We start from the raw sequence: 20755 nt of genomic DNA on the forward strand, positions 1-20755 counted from the left end.
ATTTGACATTTTTTGCAGGAGAAAGTTTGATAGAATATAAAGTAAAACTCACATAGAGTACACGTGTCCATTACCGTGGAGAATTCGTGGAATAAGCCTCAGAGGCTAAATATTTCGTATTTGAAATACACATATCGGAGGATGCCAAATGAATTTAGAAGAACAGTTAATAAAAAAGGCGTACTTTGAGGAACTGATAGAGAATTCAACAGACCACCCTGTCCAAATTCTAAGTGAGCTTTATTTAGAAGAAAACAAAAAAGAGGTAGCAGATTTTAGCTATATTCGTTTTGCTCAGGGTGAGGTTTATTTTCATCATAAAGATTATGAAGCGGCCATTTTTAAATGGGAGAATATTCAAAATGAGTTAGGTCCTTGGGCAAAGAAGAATATGGCCGACGCTTATCTTGAGCTAGGAATGCCTGAGACGGCCGAAAGGATTTACCTTTCAATTGAAGATGCTAATACGCCTTTGAAAATGGAAACGAACCTTCAGTTGCTTTCCATTTATATTGAACAGGGAAGAATGGAGCATGTAATTGAAATCATTCAGTCGGCGGTTACACTTGATCCAGACTACCCGGAAATAACGGAGATTGCGCGTAATTTTTTCGAGGAGCATGGAGAATGGAATCACGCAATTAGTCTTGCGTTAGATGAAGCGGTGCGAACAAGTTCCCTTCGTTGGTTTTCGATTTTAGAAGGATATATTACCGCCGGGCAAACAATCGGAAAGCATCCAATGTATTTTAACCAAGCCATTACCATTTTATTTTCTATAGATAGTTCACGATTTGAACAGTTCGTTAGTGTTCTTTGGAATCAATATAAAGATAAGGAAGAGTATTTAGACTGGCTAAATAACTTTAATTCTTTGTTCCTTGATATGGATGTAAGCAGTGAGGATTCCTGGCGATTGCTATCCAACCTATATCAAGAAGCATATTTTGAGCTAATAAACGGCACACATTTAATTAAAGAACTTACGCGAATGATTCCGATTCACTTAACCAATTGGTTAAAAATCACTAATACCTCTAACGCCTTGTTTGCTTCTGCCGCAGTGATGGCATGGAGCGAGCGGTTCCCTTCAACGGTTTCTTCTACAGTAGTACGAGGTGCAGAAGAGCTGATTTTAAATGCTCAGAAGTATCCAACTGCCAAGGAGGATAGTATTCAACTCTTTTATACCGTATTGAAATGGGCAGAAGAGAATGGAATTGAATCTGGAAATCTCATTAAATGGAATATTGAAGAACTAGTCGACCAAGAATCTCATCATCTACTATTAGCGGGAATTGCAAATAGTTCAAAGGATGGTTTTATCAATGTAGCGCTAGGGGATGATATCCTACCTGGGCCAACCTCTTCCATTATTGCTTTTAAAAATGGAGAAGAAACGGCAATAAGAGAAGTAACTGACACAGAAATGACTGATATAGAAAATAGTGAACAATTTCACCAAGCGATTGGCGTACGTAGACAAAACCTGAAAAAAGAAACCATTATTGACTTTACGTTCCCAAATGAATTTTTAAGTGTAAATCAACTCAAAATGATTGACCTACCAGAGGTTCATCACAATCAGGTTGGGAACCATGTTATTTATAAGTACATTCACTTTGCGGATAGTTTGCTCTATTTCATCAATGCAGAACAAGGACTAACAGACAGCGATAAAGAAGTTTTAAAGCAAGTGAATATTCAGGTGCCTACTTTACCGATTCATTTCGTATTAACGAAACTTGAGGGTCTTTCTAATGAAGAAGAAAGCAGAGTGATTGAAAAAACCCTTAGTCGCATACAGGTTTATTGTCCTGAAGCACAGCTATTTGTCTATTCTACCAATAGTAGAAGGGATAGGGTTGTTAAGGATTTTACCGAGTTTCTACAATCCTTTTTGAATAGTAAAACCATATCGGATGAGAGAGTGACTAAGCTTCAGCATTTCGTTAGAAAATCGATTCATTATTTGCTTGATAAGCGGTTAGAAATGGAAAATAATTTGATTGAATCGGTCCGTTGGAATGAAGAAATGGTTTCAAAACTAAACGGGGCGATTAATCAAATCCATGATTTAGAGGATGAAAAGAAGCGGACGATAATGGAAGCATACATGCTGATCAAGGATGAGGTAAGAACGGAAATCCTTAAAGACGTCCCGAATATTCTTCGGAGTAGCGCTGAAATCATCAAGGCAGATAGTGATTTTAGTAAAATTCATATACAGTTAAACGAAGAGATGAACAGTCGTATTCAAGATTATCTTGAGGAAACGGTTATGAAAAAGTTCTATAGGGAACTGAATAATTGGATTGCCTCCTCGAAGTCCGAATTTGATCAAGCACAGTATACCCTTGACGAAATGTGTGAAGGGTTCAATATGATGTATGGCGAGGAACGGATCAAACAAGAGTGTGACTTTAAAATACTAGATGATTGGCAACGGGATGCAGATCGGATGACGAGTGGCATCCAATTAGAAAAAATGAACTTTCTACTTCGCTATACACCAGCACAGGTTTTTCTGAAAAGCGCAGGAAAGTTATTTGCGGTAATGCCACAAAATAATACGCTGCTGTATAATAAATACAAATCTTATATAGAAAATGAGGATTATCAAGAGGCGGCAGACAAAATTTCTGCAAAATTTTTCAAGCAATTTGAGATGTTTGAGAAAGCCCTTGGTCGTGATGTCACCCTTTTCTTCAAAGAACCACTTAGAATTTTAAATGCAGCAGTTGATGAGGCGCATCAGCATATCGAGACTAACAAAGCAGAGCTTGAAAAAATGAGGGTTAAACCGGAAGTGTACCGGGATCCGCTAAATCTATTTGAGGTTCAACTTCGCCAATATGAATGGATGGCCGCAGCGGGGAAACAACATTAGGGCTAAGATTGGAATAAACCAAACCAAGTATAATTTTCTTGATTCAATTAAGTATGCTTGACCCTAATTGAATATTTAGCGAAAGGAAAATAAGGGGAGATTTTCCCGTTAAATGTAGATTAGAGCTTGTTTCGGGGTAAATAAGGGGAGTTTTTCCGCTTATCATACCAAAATTACCTATTTTCACGGTTTTCGAGCCAAATAAGAGGAATTTCTCCCTCTATTTAACCTATTTTCAATGCTATTTACTATTTAAGCGGAATTTTTCCCTCTATTACTGTCAAGAGTCAAAGAGGGATAGTAGGAACAAAGATAAAAGCAGGGCAAAATCCAATAAGGATGCCCTGCTTTTCCTTTTGGTGAATTGTATGCATTTTTGCTTTTTGCACCTAATAGACGAACCCGTTACTTTTTCGTAGTTGGTCCTTTTATCTCCTTTCCTTTACAATTTTTCTTCGTCAGAAAAAAAAGGCTTATTGGCATAATGGTACATCCATCCCATCATCAGTGAACCGCCAATCATATTGCCAATTGTAACAGGAATTAAATTATGTATAACGCCTGCTGCGGAGATGGTACCAGGGTGGTTAAGCACTAAGGCAATGGCGAAGGTACACATATTGGCAATACTATGCTCATAACCCGAGATAAAAAAACAGAAAACAAACAGAATCATGGCGAACATCTTAGGTCCGTCTCCTTTTAACGCCATCGGAATAAAAAAGGCCATGCAGACTAGCCAGTTACAAAGAATCGCGCGAAAAAACAACTCACTTGTCGGGTCGTTCATTTTCTTTTCGGTGACACTTAATAGGAAGCTATTCACAGAGGAATCATCGAATAATCCCGTTGTAAAGATTAAAAAAGCAAATGCCGTGGCTCCAAGTATATTGCCAGAGTAGCTATAAATCCACATTTTTACGACTTCTGACCAATTCATCTTCTTTCGTAGTGCAGCAAATGTAAAATAAAAGGTATTTCCTGTAAACAGATCTCCACCACCATAAGCAATTAAAATAATGGCGGCACCAAAAGTGATTGCAGCCATAGGGTACGTAAAAGGTGAATGCTCTAAATAAAAAAAGTTGCCAGTTTTGAACGCAACAATGACGCCAAAACCAATAAACATTGAGGCTAGCGCGGCTCGGGCCAGGTATCTAGTGCGGCTTTGGCGGAAGATCTTTTGTTTCTTTAATGCAAGCTGTTCGGCTTCAAGTAACGGGTTGACTTCCATTTGTTTCACCAACATTCCCTATAATTTCCTTCGAGATGTAGTTTTACCAGTTTTCTTTCATGTATGTAAGGGATACGAACCCGAAGCGATTGTTCTTGGGCCAGTGGGTCACGGTTATCTAATAAAACAAAGAGCAGCTCAATCTAGAGAGCTGCTCTTTGTAAACTGTTTTTTATGGGGCGATGAGAATTACCTGTTAATGGTTTCTTACCAACTCAGGATGACGCTGCATGGAAGCGATTAGAATAAATCCGCTTACTAGCAGAAGCGAGCTTGTGATATAGAAGACTGATGAGATTCCAAACCATCCGGATAAAAAACCACCGAGTAACGGTCCGATGATATTGCCAAGAAACCGAAGACTTGTGTTATAGCCAAGAACTTCCCCTTGCATTTCAATAGGAGCTTCCTGACGAATATAGGCTACCCTGACTGGAATGACTCCACCAAGAGTTAACCCAAGGGCAAATCGAATCAGAACTAATTGCCAGATATTTGTAACAAAGGCACCAGGTAAATAAATTACCGCCGATAACAGGAGAAGGATCACTAATATTTTTAGATACCCAATTCGATCCGCAAGGGCTCCCCATTTTCTTGCCATAAACAAGTTGCCAAGACCTGCTGCAGAAAAGGCAATTCCGGAGAAAAGAGCAATGTTTTCTAATCCGTGTAATTCAACAACATAAAGCGATAGAATCGGCTGAATGCTGAAATTGGCAATTTGAACTAGAGTAGAGATCAACATCACATTTAGTAGGAGTGGATTTTTAAGGATGTGATACCAAACCTCTTTACTGCTATAGTGTTTCTTTGTTTTTTCAGTAATTCCAATTCGATATTCTTTTACCGTAAAGACGAGCATACCCGACAGTAGAATAAAAAATGAAGTGGATTGAAAGGTAAATGCGTAGCCCATTGTATCTGCTAGTACTCCACCAATCATGGGCCCAATTAATGAACCTGTTATACTACCAGTTTGAAGAGTCCCTAGTACACGCCCAGCGATTTCTTTAGGAGTTTGTGTGGAGATGAAAGCTTGCGAAAGGGGAATGAAACCAGAGAAAAACCCCATAAGCAATCGCAAGATAAATAACTCCATCACTGTATTCGCGAGGCCGAGGAGGAACATGGATATCCCCATGCCTATTCCCATAAAAATGAGAATCTTCTTCCGCCCAAATTTATCACCCATTCTCCCAATGATAGGTGAGAAGAGGAGAGCTGTTACAAAAGTGATACCAAAAGTAATCCCAGACCAATTTTTGACGTACTCATCTGAGAAGTTACCGAATGTTTCAATATATAATGAAAGGAACGGCATGACCATTGTCATGCTGCCAGCTACAAAAAAATTGGCAAACCACATAATTGCCAGGTTCCGTTTACCTACTTGTTGTTGCTGGGTCATAAAGTATACACTTCTTTCGCTTTTATTTCGGATTACTAAATATTATAACAAGTAAATGAAAAGATTAGAACTAAAGAGGCCCACTTGAAATTATTACTAGTTTAATATAAGGGGATTGTCGGGTATGTCTTGTTTTTATTTCTAAATAGGATATGGTATTTTTAGGAGGAAGAAATCAATAAACGTATTTGCATTTTGTAGGATAGAAAGCTTATTTTATAGTAAAAAAATGTATAGGGGTATGAGAGATGAAAAAGATTGCATGTTTAATGGCTATTTTATTAGTCGCTGTACTAGGCGCCTGCGGAAATGATGGAGCAAATGATCAAAATCACGAGATTCCAGAGCTTCTTGAAGTGGAAATAAATTTACCAGAGGAAAACCTTCAGGTAGGAGCAGAAATCAACCTAGAAGCCTATGTTTCACAGGGTGGAGAAGCAGTTGAGGATGCTAATGAGGTAAAGTTTGAGGTCCTTAAACAGGGTGATCCAGAATCGGAAATGCTTGAAGGGGAGCATCAAGGTGAAGGGATCTACACAGCAAAAAAGAAATTTGATGCTGAAGGTGTCTACGCAGTGACGGCACATGTCACCGCAAGGGATATGCATAATATGCCAAAGAAGGAGTTAATTGTGGGGAACCCTAGTGACTCCGCTGGCTCTGAAGACCAGGAGGTTGACTCTCATGAAGGAACAAATGATGATCATTCTCACGACAATTCTGAATCGAATGGACATGGACATGGACATGACGATGAGGGAGATGTAGTGGTTGATTTACAGTCAGGGTTCGATATGGTTGTAAAAGAGGAAACGGAGTTGTCTGTCCTAATTAAGGAAAAGGGCAATCCCTTAACTGGTGCAAAAATTAGCTTTGAAATTTGGAAGGAAGGTCAAGAGCAGCATGAGTTTATTGATGCAGCCGAAGATGGAAACGGAATTTATCATGCAACGAAGACCTTTGACACAACTGGTACTCATTTAATTAATGTTCACATCTACAAAGATGATCTTCATGAACATCAACTGTTTTCAGTATCGGTAAACTAAAACCACATATATATAAGGGAGCTGGGTGCAGAGTTTTGCGCCCGGTTTTTTATTGGGTTAAGCAAGTATAAAAGTTTTAACTTAGATAATTGTCCAGCTCCAGCGCCCTAACGGCTAGTGTCCTTCGCTTTCCAAGTAAAAATCGGCTTTTAGATTTTTACCGCCGCAACGATTGCGTCAAGCACGAATGCGCCTCCGGCTCTTCGTGTTTCCTTATCTCAGTTGGAGAGCTCCAGGCCATACGCCGCTGAACAGGGCGCTTGCGCTTTTCTAATTACAGATTCATCCATAAGAGCCCTTTTGATATATATTCTTGGCTTTCATCATATGTATATATAGATGCGATTCTGAACAGTGGGAGGAGCAGATATGGACGTATTTGTAAGACGAGGAGATACTCTTTGGTATTATAGCCAAATTTTCAACATCAATTTGCAATTGATCTTTGATTCAAATCGAGATATCCAATCAGGGAGCTTATCCATTGGACAGCGCGTGCGAGTTCCAGGATTTGTCGCTGTTGATTATCGAATCAATTCTGGTGATACTTTGTGGAGTATCGCAGCGAGGCGTAACCTATCACAGGATGCATTATTTTTAGTGAATCCAAATATCGACCCCAATCGGTTACAGGTTGGGCAAACAATTAAGATTCCCCAAAGAATTACCTGGAGGCTTGTTCAGGGGAAGCAAGAATATGACTATAGTACGATGATGACAGATTTGGCTCGACTAGAGCGGGTGTACCCTTTTATCCGAACGCCTTCTGCGGGTAATTCAGTCTTAGGAAATGATATACCGGAAGTTTTGATTGGCAATGGGCCAAAGCGGGTGCACTATAACGGCTCATTCCATGCGAATGAATGGATTACCACCCCAGTCATTATGACATTTTTAAATGACTATTTATTGTCCTTGACCAATTATAATCCAATCCGCGGGCTTTCGATGCAACCTCTTTATGGGGAAACCACTTTGTCGATTGTCCCAATGGTCAACCCCGACGGTGTTAATCTAGTTTTAAATGGACCACCACCTAATGAACCTCATCGAAGTAGGGTGGTCGAATTAAATAGTGGAAGCACCGATTTTACCGGCTGGAAAGCAAATATTAGAGGAGTAGATCTTAACGATCAGTTTCCAGCCCGGTGGGAGTTGGAAAAGGAGCGAAATCAGGTAGGGCCAGGACCGAGGGATTATGTGGGGGAGCGCCCTTTAAGCGAGCCGGAAGCAATTGCAATGGCTGAGCTGACAAGACGGCGTGATTTTTCGAGGGTATTAGCCTTCCATACACAAGGGGAAGTCATCTATTGGGGCTTTGAGAATCTGGAGCCCCCAGAGGCAGAACCAATGGTCCAAGAATTTGGCAGAGTAAGCGGGTATGAGCCTGTTAAAACGATTGAGAGTTATGCTGGGTATAAAGATTGGTTTATTCAAGATTGGCGTCGCCCTGGTTTTACAGTAGAACTTGGTTTTGGTGTTAATCCACTTCCATTGTCTCAGTTCGATGAGATTTATCAGGAGTCGTTGGGTATCTTTTTGGCAGGGTTATATATGTGATACTGATTAAAAGCCCGGCACTCATACTCGCCGGGCTTCAAATTTACGTTATTTTGTAAAAATTGTATTCGATAGTAGACGGAACAGGTAATCAGTGTGGTCACGGAAGCCTGCTTCGAGACCGATGAGCGTAACGTCCTTGTTTTGTTCTTTTACAATGATAGCTTGGCCTTGCGCTTCAGCCTTCTTTGGAAGACGTTCATTATTATCTGCCCAGTGTCCTGCAACGAAGAAGTCTTCTGAATCGGCGATTGTTGCTGCGACTTCATCACCATTTAACTCGGTGTACCAAACAGGGCGGTAAACGAAACCTAAATCATCTTGTGAATAGCCTGCAGTTAATCCTTCACCATTGTAATCAACCTTTACGATTCCGTTGCTATTAGAGCCTGCAGTCTTAATCTCATTGTCTGTAAGGCCGAGCGTTTTTGTTGCACGGGATGCTCCAGCACCAACAGCAATGTATTTGCCGCCATTATCTAAAAATGTATTCACATTCTCTTTAAAAGTCGCTAGTTGCCCAGCGTTTTCAAATCCGAACTCTTTGTTCGCTGTGCTAAGGTTCGTAGAAATTAAGCTTTCAGTTCCACTATAAACAAACACATCAAACCCAGTTAGTCCTGTAGTCGCAACCTCAATAGGCGTCACTTCAGTCACATTAAAGCCGAGACGTTTCAATGCTAGTTTTGTTCCGGAGTGAGACTGAACTTTCCCCATGCCACCATCTTTTAAAATCGCAACATTCAAGCTTTCTATTGCTTCCGCATCTGCTGGTACTTTCGCAGTACCAATCTTTAAGCCTGACTCTTTAACTGCTGCAGAAATCTTATTTGCCGCTGCATCCGCATAGAAGTTTCCTTCTGCATCACGATTAACTGTTACGCCTTGGCTTAAAAGGGTATTTGCAAGTTCAACTGCTTTTACAGAACTATTCGGAATTAAGAATGGTCCATTACCTGAAACTGAACCCTGACCGACTACTTTATTAACCTTAGAAGCTACTACATTTACAGCCTCATGGACTGCATTTGCTTCAAAGCCCCATAGTTCAGGAAGACTCCATGCAGAAATATCGTACATTGATGGAGTGTCATTCGAGATATCTTCTCCATCCCAAAGCATGGTATTCGCAAGTCCAGCTTTTGCTTGGTCCATTTGAACGATATACGTTCCCTTAGCATAATCCTTTCCATCAGCGATAAAAGCTTTCGAAGCTTGAACAACTTCAATATCATTTTTCAGCAAATGATTAACCGCTTTTTCTGTCACAGTAGGATCGTTCTCACCAACTGGAAGGATGTAGGCATTTGGAAAATGACCTTCGTCATGGAAGGGGTGGTCAAAATTAATGCCGCGCTTGAACATTTCGATTTGATCGGTAATCATTTCTTGTTTGTTCTCTGTTGCGTATTTCAAAGAACCCATGATGGCGTTATACATCCAGCGAACACCATCTTCATCATTAGTCGGAGCCTCTAATGTATGGCCGTAGGCACCATGATACATTGCATACATTGGCGTAAAGATTGGTGGATAATCGTCCCAACCTGCAGCATCGTCACGTTGTGGGATGTAGGAGCCTTCCATAGATTTATAAAGATTCCCTTCGAATGAGTCTTTATCTGCCATAATTTCCGCTTCCATCGCTTTTGCCTGGCTCATAGCCCAATCTTCATATAAGTCATATTCATAGTTTGGATTATGTGGCGGCGTACAAGGTTCAATCAGTCCCTGTAGGTTTGGACCATAATTTTTCACATAGCCATGGGTATCAAGGAACACCATTGGATTCCATTCTGTTAGTAGTTCTACGGTTTGCTGTGTTTCTGGTTGTGACTGAGTAATGAAGTCACGGTTTAAGTCAATTCCTTCTCCATTAAAACGGGTTGCATCTACTCGACCGTCAGGGTTTTGAACAACGTTAAAAATAAGAATGTTATTTTCTAAGATTTCTTTTGTTTCAGCATCGTTATCAAGAGCAAATCTCTCAATCAACTGCATGACTGCATCGGTTCCGACAAATTCAGTTCCATGAATTGACCCATTGATCATAATCGGCACCTTAAAATCAGGGTTATTCGCAATCCAATCCTGAGCTTTTTCAGGGTTTTTAAACATTTGCTTTCTTAAAGATTGGATTTTTCCGAACTTCCCTTGTGATTTAGGATCGGCGATTGTTACAACGTAAAGCGGGTATCCTTGTGAGGAAGTTCCTGTAACCTCCACCTTCACACGATTCGACTGCTTATTAATTTCCTCTAGTTTTTTACCAATCTCAGAGAACTTCATAAAGTCATAGTTTTCACTATTAAATAGGCTGCCATCTTGTTCTTCATTTACGTTTACGTTGACCCATTTTATAGGACCTGCTAGAGCAGGCGTGATGGGAACAGACACGAAAAGACTAGCTGCTAGTAAACCTGTTATCACTTTTTTCTTTTTCAACTCAAACCCTCCAATAGTATTAAAATAAAATATTATGTATAAATATCCAGTAAACAGTATTTTATTACAAGTCGTTTGAAGTGACAATAGTGAAATAAGACTATAATTCCTACATTCAAAATGAGTTTAATATGCAAACTAGTGCTCTTGGCCTAATTTTTTTAATAAGGAGTGTGTGAAACAAATCTGGCCCTGCTAAAAATATGACACATTTGTGAAATAATGAACAAGTGTTAGTTTCTGTGATATTTTTCACAAACTTATTCTCACGAAAGAAATACAATCTAATCATAAAGAAAATAATATAAACGCTTAATAACGTGCAAATAGATGATTAGGGGGAGACCAATATGAGTAAGAAAAAATTGGTGATGATTGGGAACGGTATGGCGGGAGTTAGAACAGTGGAAGAAATCTTGAAACTTGCCCCTGAGGCTTTTCAGATTACGATATTTGGTCATGAACCACACCCAAACTATAATCGCATACAGTTATCAACGGTTCTTCAAGGAGACACAACTGTAGATGACATCATCATGAATAGCTGGAATTGGTATAAAGAAAATCAAATTGAATTGTTTACAAGTGAGGCCATCGTTAGCATAGATACTGACCAAAAAGAGGTTATTTCTGATAAAGGGCGCGTAGTAGCCTATGATGAACTTATCATTGCAACAGGCTCTAGTTCATTTATTCTTCCAATACCGGGTGCAGATAAGCAAGGTGTAACAGGGTTTCGTGATATCCAAGATTGTGAAGCGATGATCAAATCTGCCGAGAAATATAAAAAAGCAGCTGTAATTGGTGGTGGCTTACTAGGGCTAGAGGCAGCTCGTGGCTTATTAAATCTTGGCATGGAAGTAGATGTTATCCACTTAATGCCCGATTTAATGGAACGTCAGTTGGATTCAATAGCTTCAAAAATGCTGAAAGACGAACTAGAAGCCCAGGGCATGCATTTTATCATGGAAAAGCAAACTGCTGAAATTTTAGGGGAAGAGCGAGTAACTGGCTTACGATTTACGGACGGGACTGAAATTGATGCCGACTTAGTGGTCATGTCAGTGGGGATTAAACCAAATGTCCAAGTTGCGGAAGAGAGTGGTATTTACGTAAACCGTGGAATCGTGGTGGACGATTTTATGCAGACTAGTGTTCCAAATGTATTTGCAGTCGGTGAGTGTGCCGAGCATAGGGAGATGGTTTACGGACTAGTTGCCCCGTTATATGAACAAGGAAAAGTTCTCGCGTCTGCTCTATGTGGTGCTGAAACAAAGCCGTATGAGGGTTCAATTGTCGGGACTGGATTAAAGGTCTCTGGTGTCGATCTCTTTTCCGCTGGGGAAATTGAAGACGATAAGTACACAAAATCAATCAAGGTTCATAACGAATTTGACGGTGTCTATAAAAAAATTGTCATCAGGGATAATCGTATCTCCGGTATCGTTCTTTACGGTGATACAAAAGATAGTTCGAGATTGTTTAAAATGCTCGTAAATAAAGAGGATGTTAGCGGAATGACGAGCGTTTCGATTCTAGAATCTGGCTGTTGCGGTGGTGCTTCTGATTCCAATGATGTCGCTAGTATGGCCGACGATGAAATTGTTTGTGGCTGTAACGGGGTTTCGAAGGGAACCATTGTCGAGGCGATTCAGACAAAAGAACTTACTTCTGTTGATGAAGTCGGTGCCTGTACGAACGCTGGACGTTCTTGTGGTCGCTGTAAATCACAGATTGCTGATATTCTAGCTTATACTCTTGGGGATAAGTTTAAAGAAGCTGAAAAGAAAACCGCCCTTTGTGGATGTACAACTTTAAGCCGGGATGAAGTCGTAGCAGAAATAAAGGAAAAAGGGTTAACAAGTGTTAAGGAAGTGATGAGTGTCCTTGAATGGAAGCAGGAGGAAGGCTGCACAAAATGTCGTCCTGCAGTGAATTACTATTTAGGAATGATTCTTCAGGATGAATATCAAGATGATCGGGATTCACGTTTAGTGAATGAAAAAATGCATGCGAATATCCAGAAGGATGGAACTTATTCTGTTATCCCGAGAATGTATGGTGGGGTAACTTCAGCTATGGATCTAAAAAGAATCGCTGAGGTAGCCGAAAAATATGAGGTTCCACTTTTAAAGCTAACAGGTGGTCAACGGATTGGGTTATATGGAGTTAAGAAAGAGGATCTACCTGCGGTTTGGGAAGATCTAGGAATGGATTCAGGTTATGCTTACGGAAAAACATTACGTACGGTTAAAACTTGTGTTGGTGCAAAGTTCTGCCGCTTTGGTACTCAGGATTCAATGGGGCTTGGCATCGAGCTAGAAAAGAAATTTGAACGTCTTGATACACCGCATAAAGTAAAAATGGGTGTGTCAGCTTGCCCAAGAAACTGTGCGGAAGCAGGTATTAAAGATTTCGGTGTCGTTGGGATTGCTGGTGGCTGGGAAATCTATGTAGCAGGAAATGGTGGAACAGACCTTCGTGCTGGAGACTTATTAGAAACTGTTAAAACAAAAGAAGAGGTCATTGAGTTGATTGGAGCATTTATGCAATATTACCGTGAAACAGCCCATTACCTTGAACGAACTTCAAAATGGGTAGAACGAGTTGGATTAGATCACGTGAAAGAATTCTTAGCAGATGAAACCACAAGAAAATCTTTGAATGAAAGATTAGACAAAACGCTTCTAAAATACAACGAACCTTGGAACGAGGCAATCAAAAGTAAAGAGATTCAGGAAAAATACTATCAAAAACGCGAAGTTCCAGTATTAGTTTGAAAAAAGGGAGGGATGGGCAATGACAAAAATTTATCTCACAGACTACGACGCATTGCCAGAAAGAGTAGGACAGGTTTTTCAGCTTGATGGGGAAGAAATTGTATTGTTTCGATTGTCAAACGGAGAAGTAAAAGCGATTGAAAATAAAAGCCCACATCCAAAGGGTGGTACGCTTAGTGAAGGGCTAGTCAGCGGAGAATATGTATTTTGTCCAGTATATGACTGGAAAATATCCTTGCAGGGTGGGAAGGTTCAGGCTCCTGATGAAGGAAAAGTAAAAAATTATCAAATAGAGCGAGACAAAGAGCAGGTTTTTATCGTAAAGTAATGATTAACAGTAAGAGAGAACAACCTGTTCTCTCTTTTTTTAGAGATTCGGAAAGAGAGTCAGTTTTAATTCAAGCAAATTTGGAAGGATGACGTGGCCATGAAGACGGGAAAAGTGTATTTAGTTGGAGCAGGTCCTGGGGATGTAGGGCTTATAACCGTAAAAGGAATGGAGGCAATTAAGCAGGCAGATGTTATTTTATATGACCGGCTTGCGAATCCAAAACTTCTTGAATATGCCCCTGCTGGCTGTGAACTAATTTACTGTGGAAAGCTTCCCGATCGTCATGTTTTACGACAGGAAGCCATCAATTCTTTGTTAGTCGAAAAAGGATTACAGGGTAATGTGGTTGTCCGCTTAAAAGGCGGTGATCCAGGGGTGTTTGGAAGGGTAGGAGAAGAGGCAGCTGCTCTAGCTGAACATTCTATTCCTTATGAAATGGTTCCTGGCATAACCTCAGGAATCGCTGCCCCATTATATGCGGGGATTCCAGTTACGCACCGGGAGTTTGGTGAAAGTTTCGCTATCATTACTGCCCATGATAAGTCAAAGGAAGGGCAACCAAACCTCAATTGGGCCAGCCTTGCAACCGGGATAGACACCATTGCCTTTTACATGGGAATTTCTAACCTTCCATATATCTCTGAAAATCTTATTAAGCATGGAAAACCTGCAGATACCCCTGTAATATTAGTACGTTGGGGTACTTTTAGCCGGCAGCAAACCCTTGAGGGTACGCTCGAAAATATTGCTGAAAAGGCTAAGAAGGTAAATTTTAAAAACCCTGCGATTACGTTAGTCGGCGATATTGTTTCGGTCCGGAAAAGATTGAGTTGGTTTGAACAAAAGCCGTTGTTTGGCCGGCAAATTCTCCTAGCCAGAACCGGTACAAATGAAAGCCCGTTAGCAAAAGAATTAATCAATCAAGGGGCTGATGTGATTGAATTTCCGAGATGGACTAGAACAAAAATGCCAGTTAATGCCGAGATTTTAGATAAAATCTCTTCTTATAAAAATATTCTTTTCACCTCGCCTGAAAGTGTGACAGAATTTTTTGGAGATCTTCTGGACCAAAGGATTGACATTCGTTCTATCACGGCCACCCTTTTTGGTGAATCAACTAAGTCAGTAAATGCGATTCATGAAAAAGGATTACTTGCTAGACATTTGGACGAATTGAACGAATTGGAACATTTACTTGTTGTCGGGGACAATTATAAGCAACAGCAATATGTACAGCGTGACTTTTATCTGACAAGTTATAAGAAAGTCGACGAAAGCTTTCTTCCTTTAATTGCGAGAATGCTTGATGAGGCACAAGTTAATACCATTTTGCTCCCATCTTCTGGTGCCGTGAAGGTGTTTATGGAAGAAGGAGTAGATAAAGGTTTCGTTGGAAAAGAGCTTCTAGAAAAAGCTCAAATTGTTTGTCTAGGTGACAAATCGAAAGCCAGCTTACAAGAGTTTTCTTATCAAGCTGATCTTGTTCCAGAAACCCCATCTAAAGAAGGGGTTATCAACTGTTTGCGAAAATAAATGAATGAACATTTCAATCATAGGATTGAAAGTCTATTAATAAGATAAACAAGTAAAGAGAAGCAGTGTCATGCTTCTCTTTTGCTTTTACATATAAATAAGTAGATTAACGCATGAAAGACTGTAAATAATTATTTGAATTTTCTATCTTTAATGTTGCCAGGTCTGATGCTATTCGATAGGATGGATATAGAGTACCAAATAGATTGAAGGGGGAATTCAATTGAAAATGGAAGCTGTAAAGGCGATTGTGACTGGGGGTGCTTCAGGCCTAGGGGAGGCCACCGTGAGGAGAATTGTACAAAATGGTGGGCAAGCCGCTATCTTGGATTTATCGGAAGAACGTGGCAATGCACTTTCAGAAGAACTTGGTGGGAACGTCCTTTTTATAAAAACAGATGTTACCAGTGAAACTGAGGTGAGCACGTCAATTGAAAAAGCAACGAATGCTTTTGGTAGCATCAATACTGTTGTGAATTGTGCTGGGATCGGCGCGGCTAGTAAGGTTCTTGGAAAAAAGGGGGTTCATGACCTTGGAATCTTTTCTAAGGTAATTTCTATTAATCTCATTGGGACTTTTAATGTAATTCGTCTCGCTTCTGAAGCCATGTCGAAAAATGAGGCCAATGCTAACGGGGAGAAGGGGGTAATCATCAATACTGCCTCAGTAGCTGCTTTTGAGGGTCAGATTGGTCAAGCTGCTTATAGTGCTTCAAAGGGTGGAATTGTCGGGATGACCTTGCCGATTGCCAGAGAGCTTGCTGCTCATGGAATTCGTGTCATGACCATTGCCCCGGGATTATTTCATACGCCGATGTTTGATACCCTCCCAGAAGAAGCAAGAGACGCACTAGGTAAAATGGTTCCATTCCCATCTCGTCTAGGGGTCCCCGAGGAATACCCTCAACTAGCTTCTAGCATCATCGAGAATCCAATGCTAAACGGCGAAACCATTCGTTTAGATGGGGCCATCCGCATGCAGCCGAAGTAGGATGGAGGGTTGCATCTATTGCCCGAACGAGTCCAGAAAGAAAGAGAACAGTAAAATAGAGGGCTTCTAATTACCCGAACGAGTTCAGAAAGAAGGAGAACGGTAAAATAGAGAGCTTCTAATTACCCGAACGAGTTCAGAAAGAAGGAGAACGGTAAAATAGAGAGCTTCTAATTGCTCGAACGAGCCCAGAAAGAAAGAGAACAGTAAAATAGAGGGCTTCTAATTGCCCGAATGAGTTCAGAAAGAAGGAGAACGGTAAAATAGAGAGCTTCTGATTACCCGAACGAGCCCAGAAAGAGGATAAACAGTAAAATAGAAGCCTCATTCGAAGGCATACCCTAAACTATTATCCTAAAATGCTTTAATTTCCCATAAGAAATACAAAAAAATCTTGAAATCACTAAAAACATTTTAAATTTTCAGTTAAAATAAAGATAATGGCCAAGATAGACTTTGTTTCACATAGGCTCACCATCAATATGGTTGTACCTTAGGTGTGAAAAAATGCCTTTACTCAGATTTGAAAGCGATTACAGGTGAGGGGGACAAAAAGATGAAGCATCCATATTTAAACAAGGAACACGAAATTTTTCGTAAATCTATCAGAAAATTTTTAGAAAAAGAAGCATATCCATATTATGAAAAATGGGAAGAGGAGAGAATGATCCCAAGGTCGTTCTGGACCAAAATGGGCGAACAGGGTTTTTTATGTCCGGATCTTGACGAAGAATATGGCGGTAGCAATGTTGATTGGGGCTATGCTGTAGTCATTAATGAAGAACTTGAACGGGTAGGTTCTGGGCTTGTTGGTCTTGGTCTACATAATGATATTGTCGTTCCGTACATCAATTCCTTCGGGACAAAAGAGCAAAAGCAGCGTTGGTTGCCTCGTTGTACGACAGGCGAACTCATCACGGCGATTGCCATGACAGAACCTGGGACCGGCTCGGATTTAGCCAATATTAAAACGACTGCTATTCTTGAAGGAGACCACTATCTCCTGAATGGACAAAAAACATTTATTACGAACGGAATTCAATCAGATCTAATTGTGGTAGCCTGCAAAACAGATTCAAAAGCGGAGCCAAAACATAAGGGTGTAAGCTTACTCGTTGTTGAGCGTGATACACCAGGATTTTCAAGAGGAAGAAAGCTAAACAAAGTAGGCCTCCACTGCCAAGATACCGCCGAGTTGATTTTCGAAGATTGTCGTGTGCCAAAGGAGAATCTGATAGGGGAAGAGGGGAAGGGATTCCTTTACCTAATGGATAAGCTTCAGCAAGAAAGATTGGTTGTTGCGATTGCAGCCCAGATTGCTGCTGAGGTAATGTTTACTCATACACTAGAATATGTAAAAAGTAGAGAAGCGTTTGGAAAGCCGATTGGAAAGTTTCAAAATACACAATTTAAACTGGCCGAAATGGCCACTGATCTTGAAATGGGGCGTGCATTTCTAGATCAGTTAATTGCTGAGCATATCGAAGGCAAAGATGTCGTCACAAAAGTATCGATGGCCAAATGGAAGCTAACTGAAAACGCAAGAAAGATGGCGACTGATTGTATGCAGCTTCACGGTGGATACGGCTATATGGAAGAATACGAGATTGCGAGAAGATTCCGAGATATCCAAGTGGCAAGCATTTATGCGGGTACCAATGAAATTATGAAAACGATTATTGCTAAAAACCTAGGGTTATAGAGAAAACAACTGCATTATAAAAAGGAGGATAAAAGATGAGAGACGTCGTGATTGTTGAAGCAGTAAGAACTCCCGTAGGAAGAAGGAATGGGGTTTTAAAAGATATTCGTCCTGATGTTCTTGCTGCAGAGGTGCTTCAGGAGCTTGTTAAACGAGCTGGTATTGAGGCTGGACTTGTGGAAGATGTCATCTTTGGGTGTGTATCACAAGCGGGTGAACAAGCAGGAGATATTGCGAGAGTTGCAGCACTAACTGCAGGCTTTCCAATTGAAGTGCCAGGAACGACAATCGACCGTCAATGTGGTTCAAGTCAACAAGCGGTCCATTTTGCAGCACAAGCTATTTTAGCTGGAGACATGGATGTCGTCATTGCCGGTGGAGTCGAAAGCATGTCGCGAGTTCCAATGGGTTCAAACTATGGCGATGCACAGCCATTTAGTCCACAGTTGCGTGAAAAATATGAAATGATTCACCAAGGGTTATCCGCAGAGCGGATTGCTGAAGCCTATGGTTTTACAAGAGAAGAACTTGATGAATTTTCGACAGAAAGTCATCAGCGTGCTTTAAAAGCTCAAGCTGAAGGGTATTTCGATCGAGAAATCATGCCGTTAGAAGTGACGCTTGAGAATGGAGAGACAGTTTTGATTCGGGAGGACTCGGGTCCACGAGAAGGAACTAGCGTAGAGGTATTGGCCGGATTAAAGACCGTGTTTAAAGAAGATGGTGTCATCCATGCTGGAAATTCGAGCCAAATAAGTGATGGAGCGGCTGCTCTCCTTCTTATGTCGAGGGAAAAGGCAGAAGAGTTAGGGTTAAAACCTCGGTTCCGGGTTCATAGTAGAGTTGTTGTTGGCTCAGATCTAACGATGATGCTTACAGGTCCAATTCCTGCGACCCAAAAGGTTCTCCAAAAAGCGGGTCTTACGGTTGATGATATTGATGTTTTTGAGGTGAATGAAGCCTTTGCCTCTGTACCTATGGCATGGTTGAAAGAAATTGGCGCAGACCCGGAGAAGCTAAATCCAAACGGTGGAGCCATTGCTTTAGGACACCCTCTTGGAGCAAGTGGGGCGAGGTTAATGGTGACGATGATGCATGAACTTGAACGAGCTGGAGGTCGCTACGGATTACAGACCATGTGTGAAGGTCATGGAATGGCGAACGCAACCATCATTGAACGGATTCGGGGATAAACTATCTCAGGACTTTAAGCCTGTTTAATAGTTTCTAAACAAAGGAGGCAAGCCAATGACCACAACGATTGGCAAAATTTTTGATTTAACTGTTCAAAAGTATCCGGAGAAAGAAGCCGTCTATGATGTTCGTAAAAATTTGCGTATGACTTACAGCGAATGGAATGTTGAAGTAAATAGACTGGCGAATGCGCTTTTGGATGAAGGAGTCAAAAAAGGAGATCTTGTTTCAACTTACTTATTTAATACGGAAGAGCTAGCAACAACCTTTTTCGCTTGTGCCAAAATTGGTGCAGTGTTCAACCCAATCAACTTCCGCTTAATGGCAGAGGAAGTTGCTTATATTCTTGAAGACGCAAAACCAAAGGTGGTTATTTTTGAAAAGGCCCTAGAGAATACCATCACTGCGATTGAACAACGCTTTCCGAAAAGTGCCTTCTGGTTTATCGATGATAACACCCCTGATTATGCAGCTAGTTATCATGAAAAGGTCCAATCATCTAAAAGAACAACGATAAATGCTGAAGTTTTTGAAAACGACCTATATGCCATCATGTACACGAGTGGAACAACTGGGCGTCCAAAGGGCGTAATGCACCTACACCGTGATATGGCCGAACAAAGCTTAATTGTCATCAATGCCACCAAGTTAAATCCTCATGATATTGGACTAGTAACTGCCCCAATGTTTCATTGCGCTGAGCTGCATTGCGCATATCTCCCTCGTGTTCACGTAGGGGCAAAGAATGTTATCCTTCATCAATTTCAAGCACAAAGAGTACTAGAGTTAGTGGAATCAGAAAATATCACAAAGCTGTTTGCCGCTCCAACAATGTGGAACATGCTTTTACAGGAAGACTTAAGTAAATACAAGCTTGATAGTCTTACATTAGGTTTATATGGAGCAGCACCAATGGCTCCAGCGCTTGTTCGTGCTTGCCAAGAACAGCTAGGTGTCGCACTCGTTCAAGCTTATGGGATGACTGAAATGGGACCTGCTATTTCCTTCTTATCAGAGGATGACCAACTAACAAAAGCAGGATCAGCTGGTCAGGCTTGTTTAAATCATGAGATTCGTGTAGTCAAACCATGTGAAGATGGCCCTTCAGACCCTGACAATCGGATGCCACCTGGTGAAAATGGTGAAATCATTGTCCAAGGACCCTGCATGATGACTGGATATTATAATCGTCCGGAAGCGACTGAACATGCATTATACAAAGGGTGGTACCATTCTGGGGATATTGGCTATCTTGATGACGACGGCTATTTATGGGTAAAAGACCGCGTCGACGATATGATTATCTCAGGTGGTGAAAATATTTATCCCCGTGAGGTTGAGGACATTCTCTATGAGCATAAAGGTGTGTTAGATGTTGCTATTATTGGTCAACCGGATGAACGCTGGGGTGAACTGGTCACGGCGTTCGTTGTAAAAAAAGACCCAACGTTGACAGAAGATGAGCTGGAGGCACTTTGTAAAAATAGTGATAAGTTAGCAAACTATAAGCGGCCACGTAAATATATTTTCGTAGATGCATTGCCAAGGAATGCGAGTGGGAAAATACAAAAATTCATGCTACGTAAACAATTGGAGGAATTATACTCATAAAACCAACCTAGAAAAGGCAGTTAC

Annotated in this window: 13 protein-coding genes; 10 read left to right on the forward strand and 3 right to left on the reverse strand. The window is 40.8% G+C overall.

Going from position 1 to position 20755, the window contains the following annotated elements; translation table 11 throughout:
- The first annotated feature begins 148 nt into the window (after positions 1–148).
- On the forward strand, positions 149–2890 hold the full coding sequence (locus tag LG336_RS02620; RefSeq protein ID WP_404331026.1) for a GTP-binding protein: 2742 nt from the start codon (positions 149–151) through the stop codon (positions 2888–2890).
- Between the two features lie 442 nt (positions 2891–3332).
- Here the strand turns inward: LG336_RS02620 and LG336_RS02625 are convergent, their stop codons facing one another.
- Entirely contained in the window at positions 3333–4124 is a 792-nt protein-coding gene (locus LG336_RS02625; protein ID WP_404333078.1) for a formate/nitrite transporter family protein, read from the reverse strand.
- A 196-nt stretch (positions 4125–4320) separates the two neighbouring features.
- Positions 4321–5535, reverse strand: coding sequence for an MFS transporter (locus tag LG336_RS02630; RefSeq protein WP_404331027.1), 1215 nt, complete (start codon positions 5533–5535; stop codon positions 4321–4323).
- Positions 5536–5783: 248 nt separating this feature from the next.
- On the opposite strand from LG336_RS02630, the gene LG336_RS02635 reads away from it, so the two are divergent.
- Together LG336_RS02635 and LG336_RS02640 are read left to right on the forward strand one after the other, a co-directional pair.
- On the forward strand, positions 5784–6584 hold the full coding sequence (locus tag LG336_RS02635; RefSeq protein WP_404331028.1) for a FixH family protein: 801 nt from the start codon (positions 5784–5786) through the stop codon (positions 6582–6584).
- Between the two features lie 369 nt (positions 6585–6953).
- Positions 6954–8144 carry a M14 family metallopeptidase gene (locus LG336_RS02640; RefSeq protein ID WP_404331029.1) on the forward strand — a complete coding sequence of 397 codons (1191 nt, stop codon included), beginning with the start codon at positions 6954–6956 and terminating at the stop codon, positions 8142–8144.
- Between the two features lie 48 nt (positions 8145–8192).
- Here LG336_RS02640 and LG336_RS02645 read toward each other — a convergent pair whose 3' ends face one another.
- Positions 8193–10589 carry a M14 family zinc carboxypeptidase gene (locus LG336_RS02645; RefSeq protein ID WP_404331030.1) on the reverse strand — a complete coding sequence of 799 codons (2397 nt, stop codon included), beginning with the start codon at positions 10587–10589 and terminating at the stop codon, positions 8193–8195.
- Positions 10590–10939: 350 nt separating this feature from the next.
- Here LG336_RS02645 and nirB point away from each other — a divergent pair, with 350 nt between their 5' ends.
- The 7 genes from nirB (at position 10940) to LG336_RS02680 (ending at position 20731) form a co-directional block, all read left to right on the forward strand.
- Positions 10940–13369 (forward strand): nitrite reductase large subunit NirB, encoded by a 2430-nt coding sequence (nirB, locus tag LG336_RS02650; RefSeq protein ID WP_404331031.1) that lies wholly within the window; start codon positions 10940–10942, stop codon positions 13367–13369.
- A gap of 19 nt (positions 13370–13388) precedes the next feature.
- Positions 13389–13697: a nitrite reductase small subunit NirD gene (gene nirD, locus LG336_RS02655; protein ID WP_404331033.1), complete on the forward strand. Its 309-nt coding sequence runs from the start codon at positions 13389–13391 to the stop codon at positions 13695–13697.
- 99 nt (positions 13698–13796) lie between these two features.
- Positions 13797–15233 (forward strand): uroporphyrinogen-III C-methyltransferase, encoded by a 1437-nt coding sequence (cobA, locus tag LG336_RS02660; RefSeq protein WP_404331034.1) that lies wholly within the window; start codon positions 13797–13799, stop codon positions 15231–15233.
- 223 nt (positions 15234–15456) lie between these two features.
- The gene (locus tag LG336_RS02665) at positions 15457–16224 is read left to right on the forward strand and encodes a 3-hydroxyacyl-CoA dehydrogenase (protein ID WP_404331035.1); all 768 of its coding nucleotides are present in this window, start codon (positions 15457–15459) and stop codon (positions 16222–16224) included.
- A gap of 556 nt (positions 16225–16780) precedes the next feature.
- Positions 16781–17926, forward strand: coding sequence for an acyl-CoA dehydrogenase family protein (locus LG336_RS02670; RefSeq protein WP_404331036.1), 1146 nt, complete (start codon positions 16781–16783; stop codon positions 17924–17926).
- A gap of 35 nt (positions 17927–17961) precedes the next feature.
- Entirely contained in the window at positions 17962–19119 is a 1158-nt protein-coding gene (locus LG336_RS02675; RefSeq protein ID WP_404331037.1) for a thiolase family protein, read from the forward strand.
- 55 nt (positions 19120–19174) lie between these two features.
- Complete coding sequence (locus LG336_RS02680; RefSeq protein ID WP_404331038.1) at positions 19175–20731, forward strand: fatty acid--CoA ligase; 1557 nt, start codon at positions 19175–19177, stop codon at positions 20729–20731.
- The last annotated feature ends 24 nt before the right edge of the window (positions 20732–20755 follow it).

It is taken from the genome of Mesobacillus maritimus (assembly GCF_044803185.1).
Classification (GTDB): Bacteria; Bacillota; Bacilli; order Bacillales; family Cytobacillaceae; genus Mesobacillus_B; species Mesobacillus_B maritimus_B.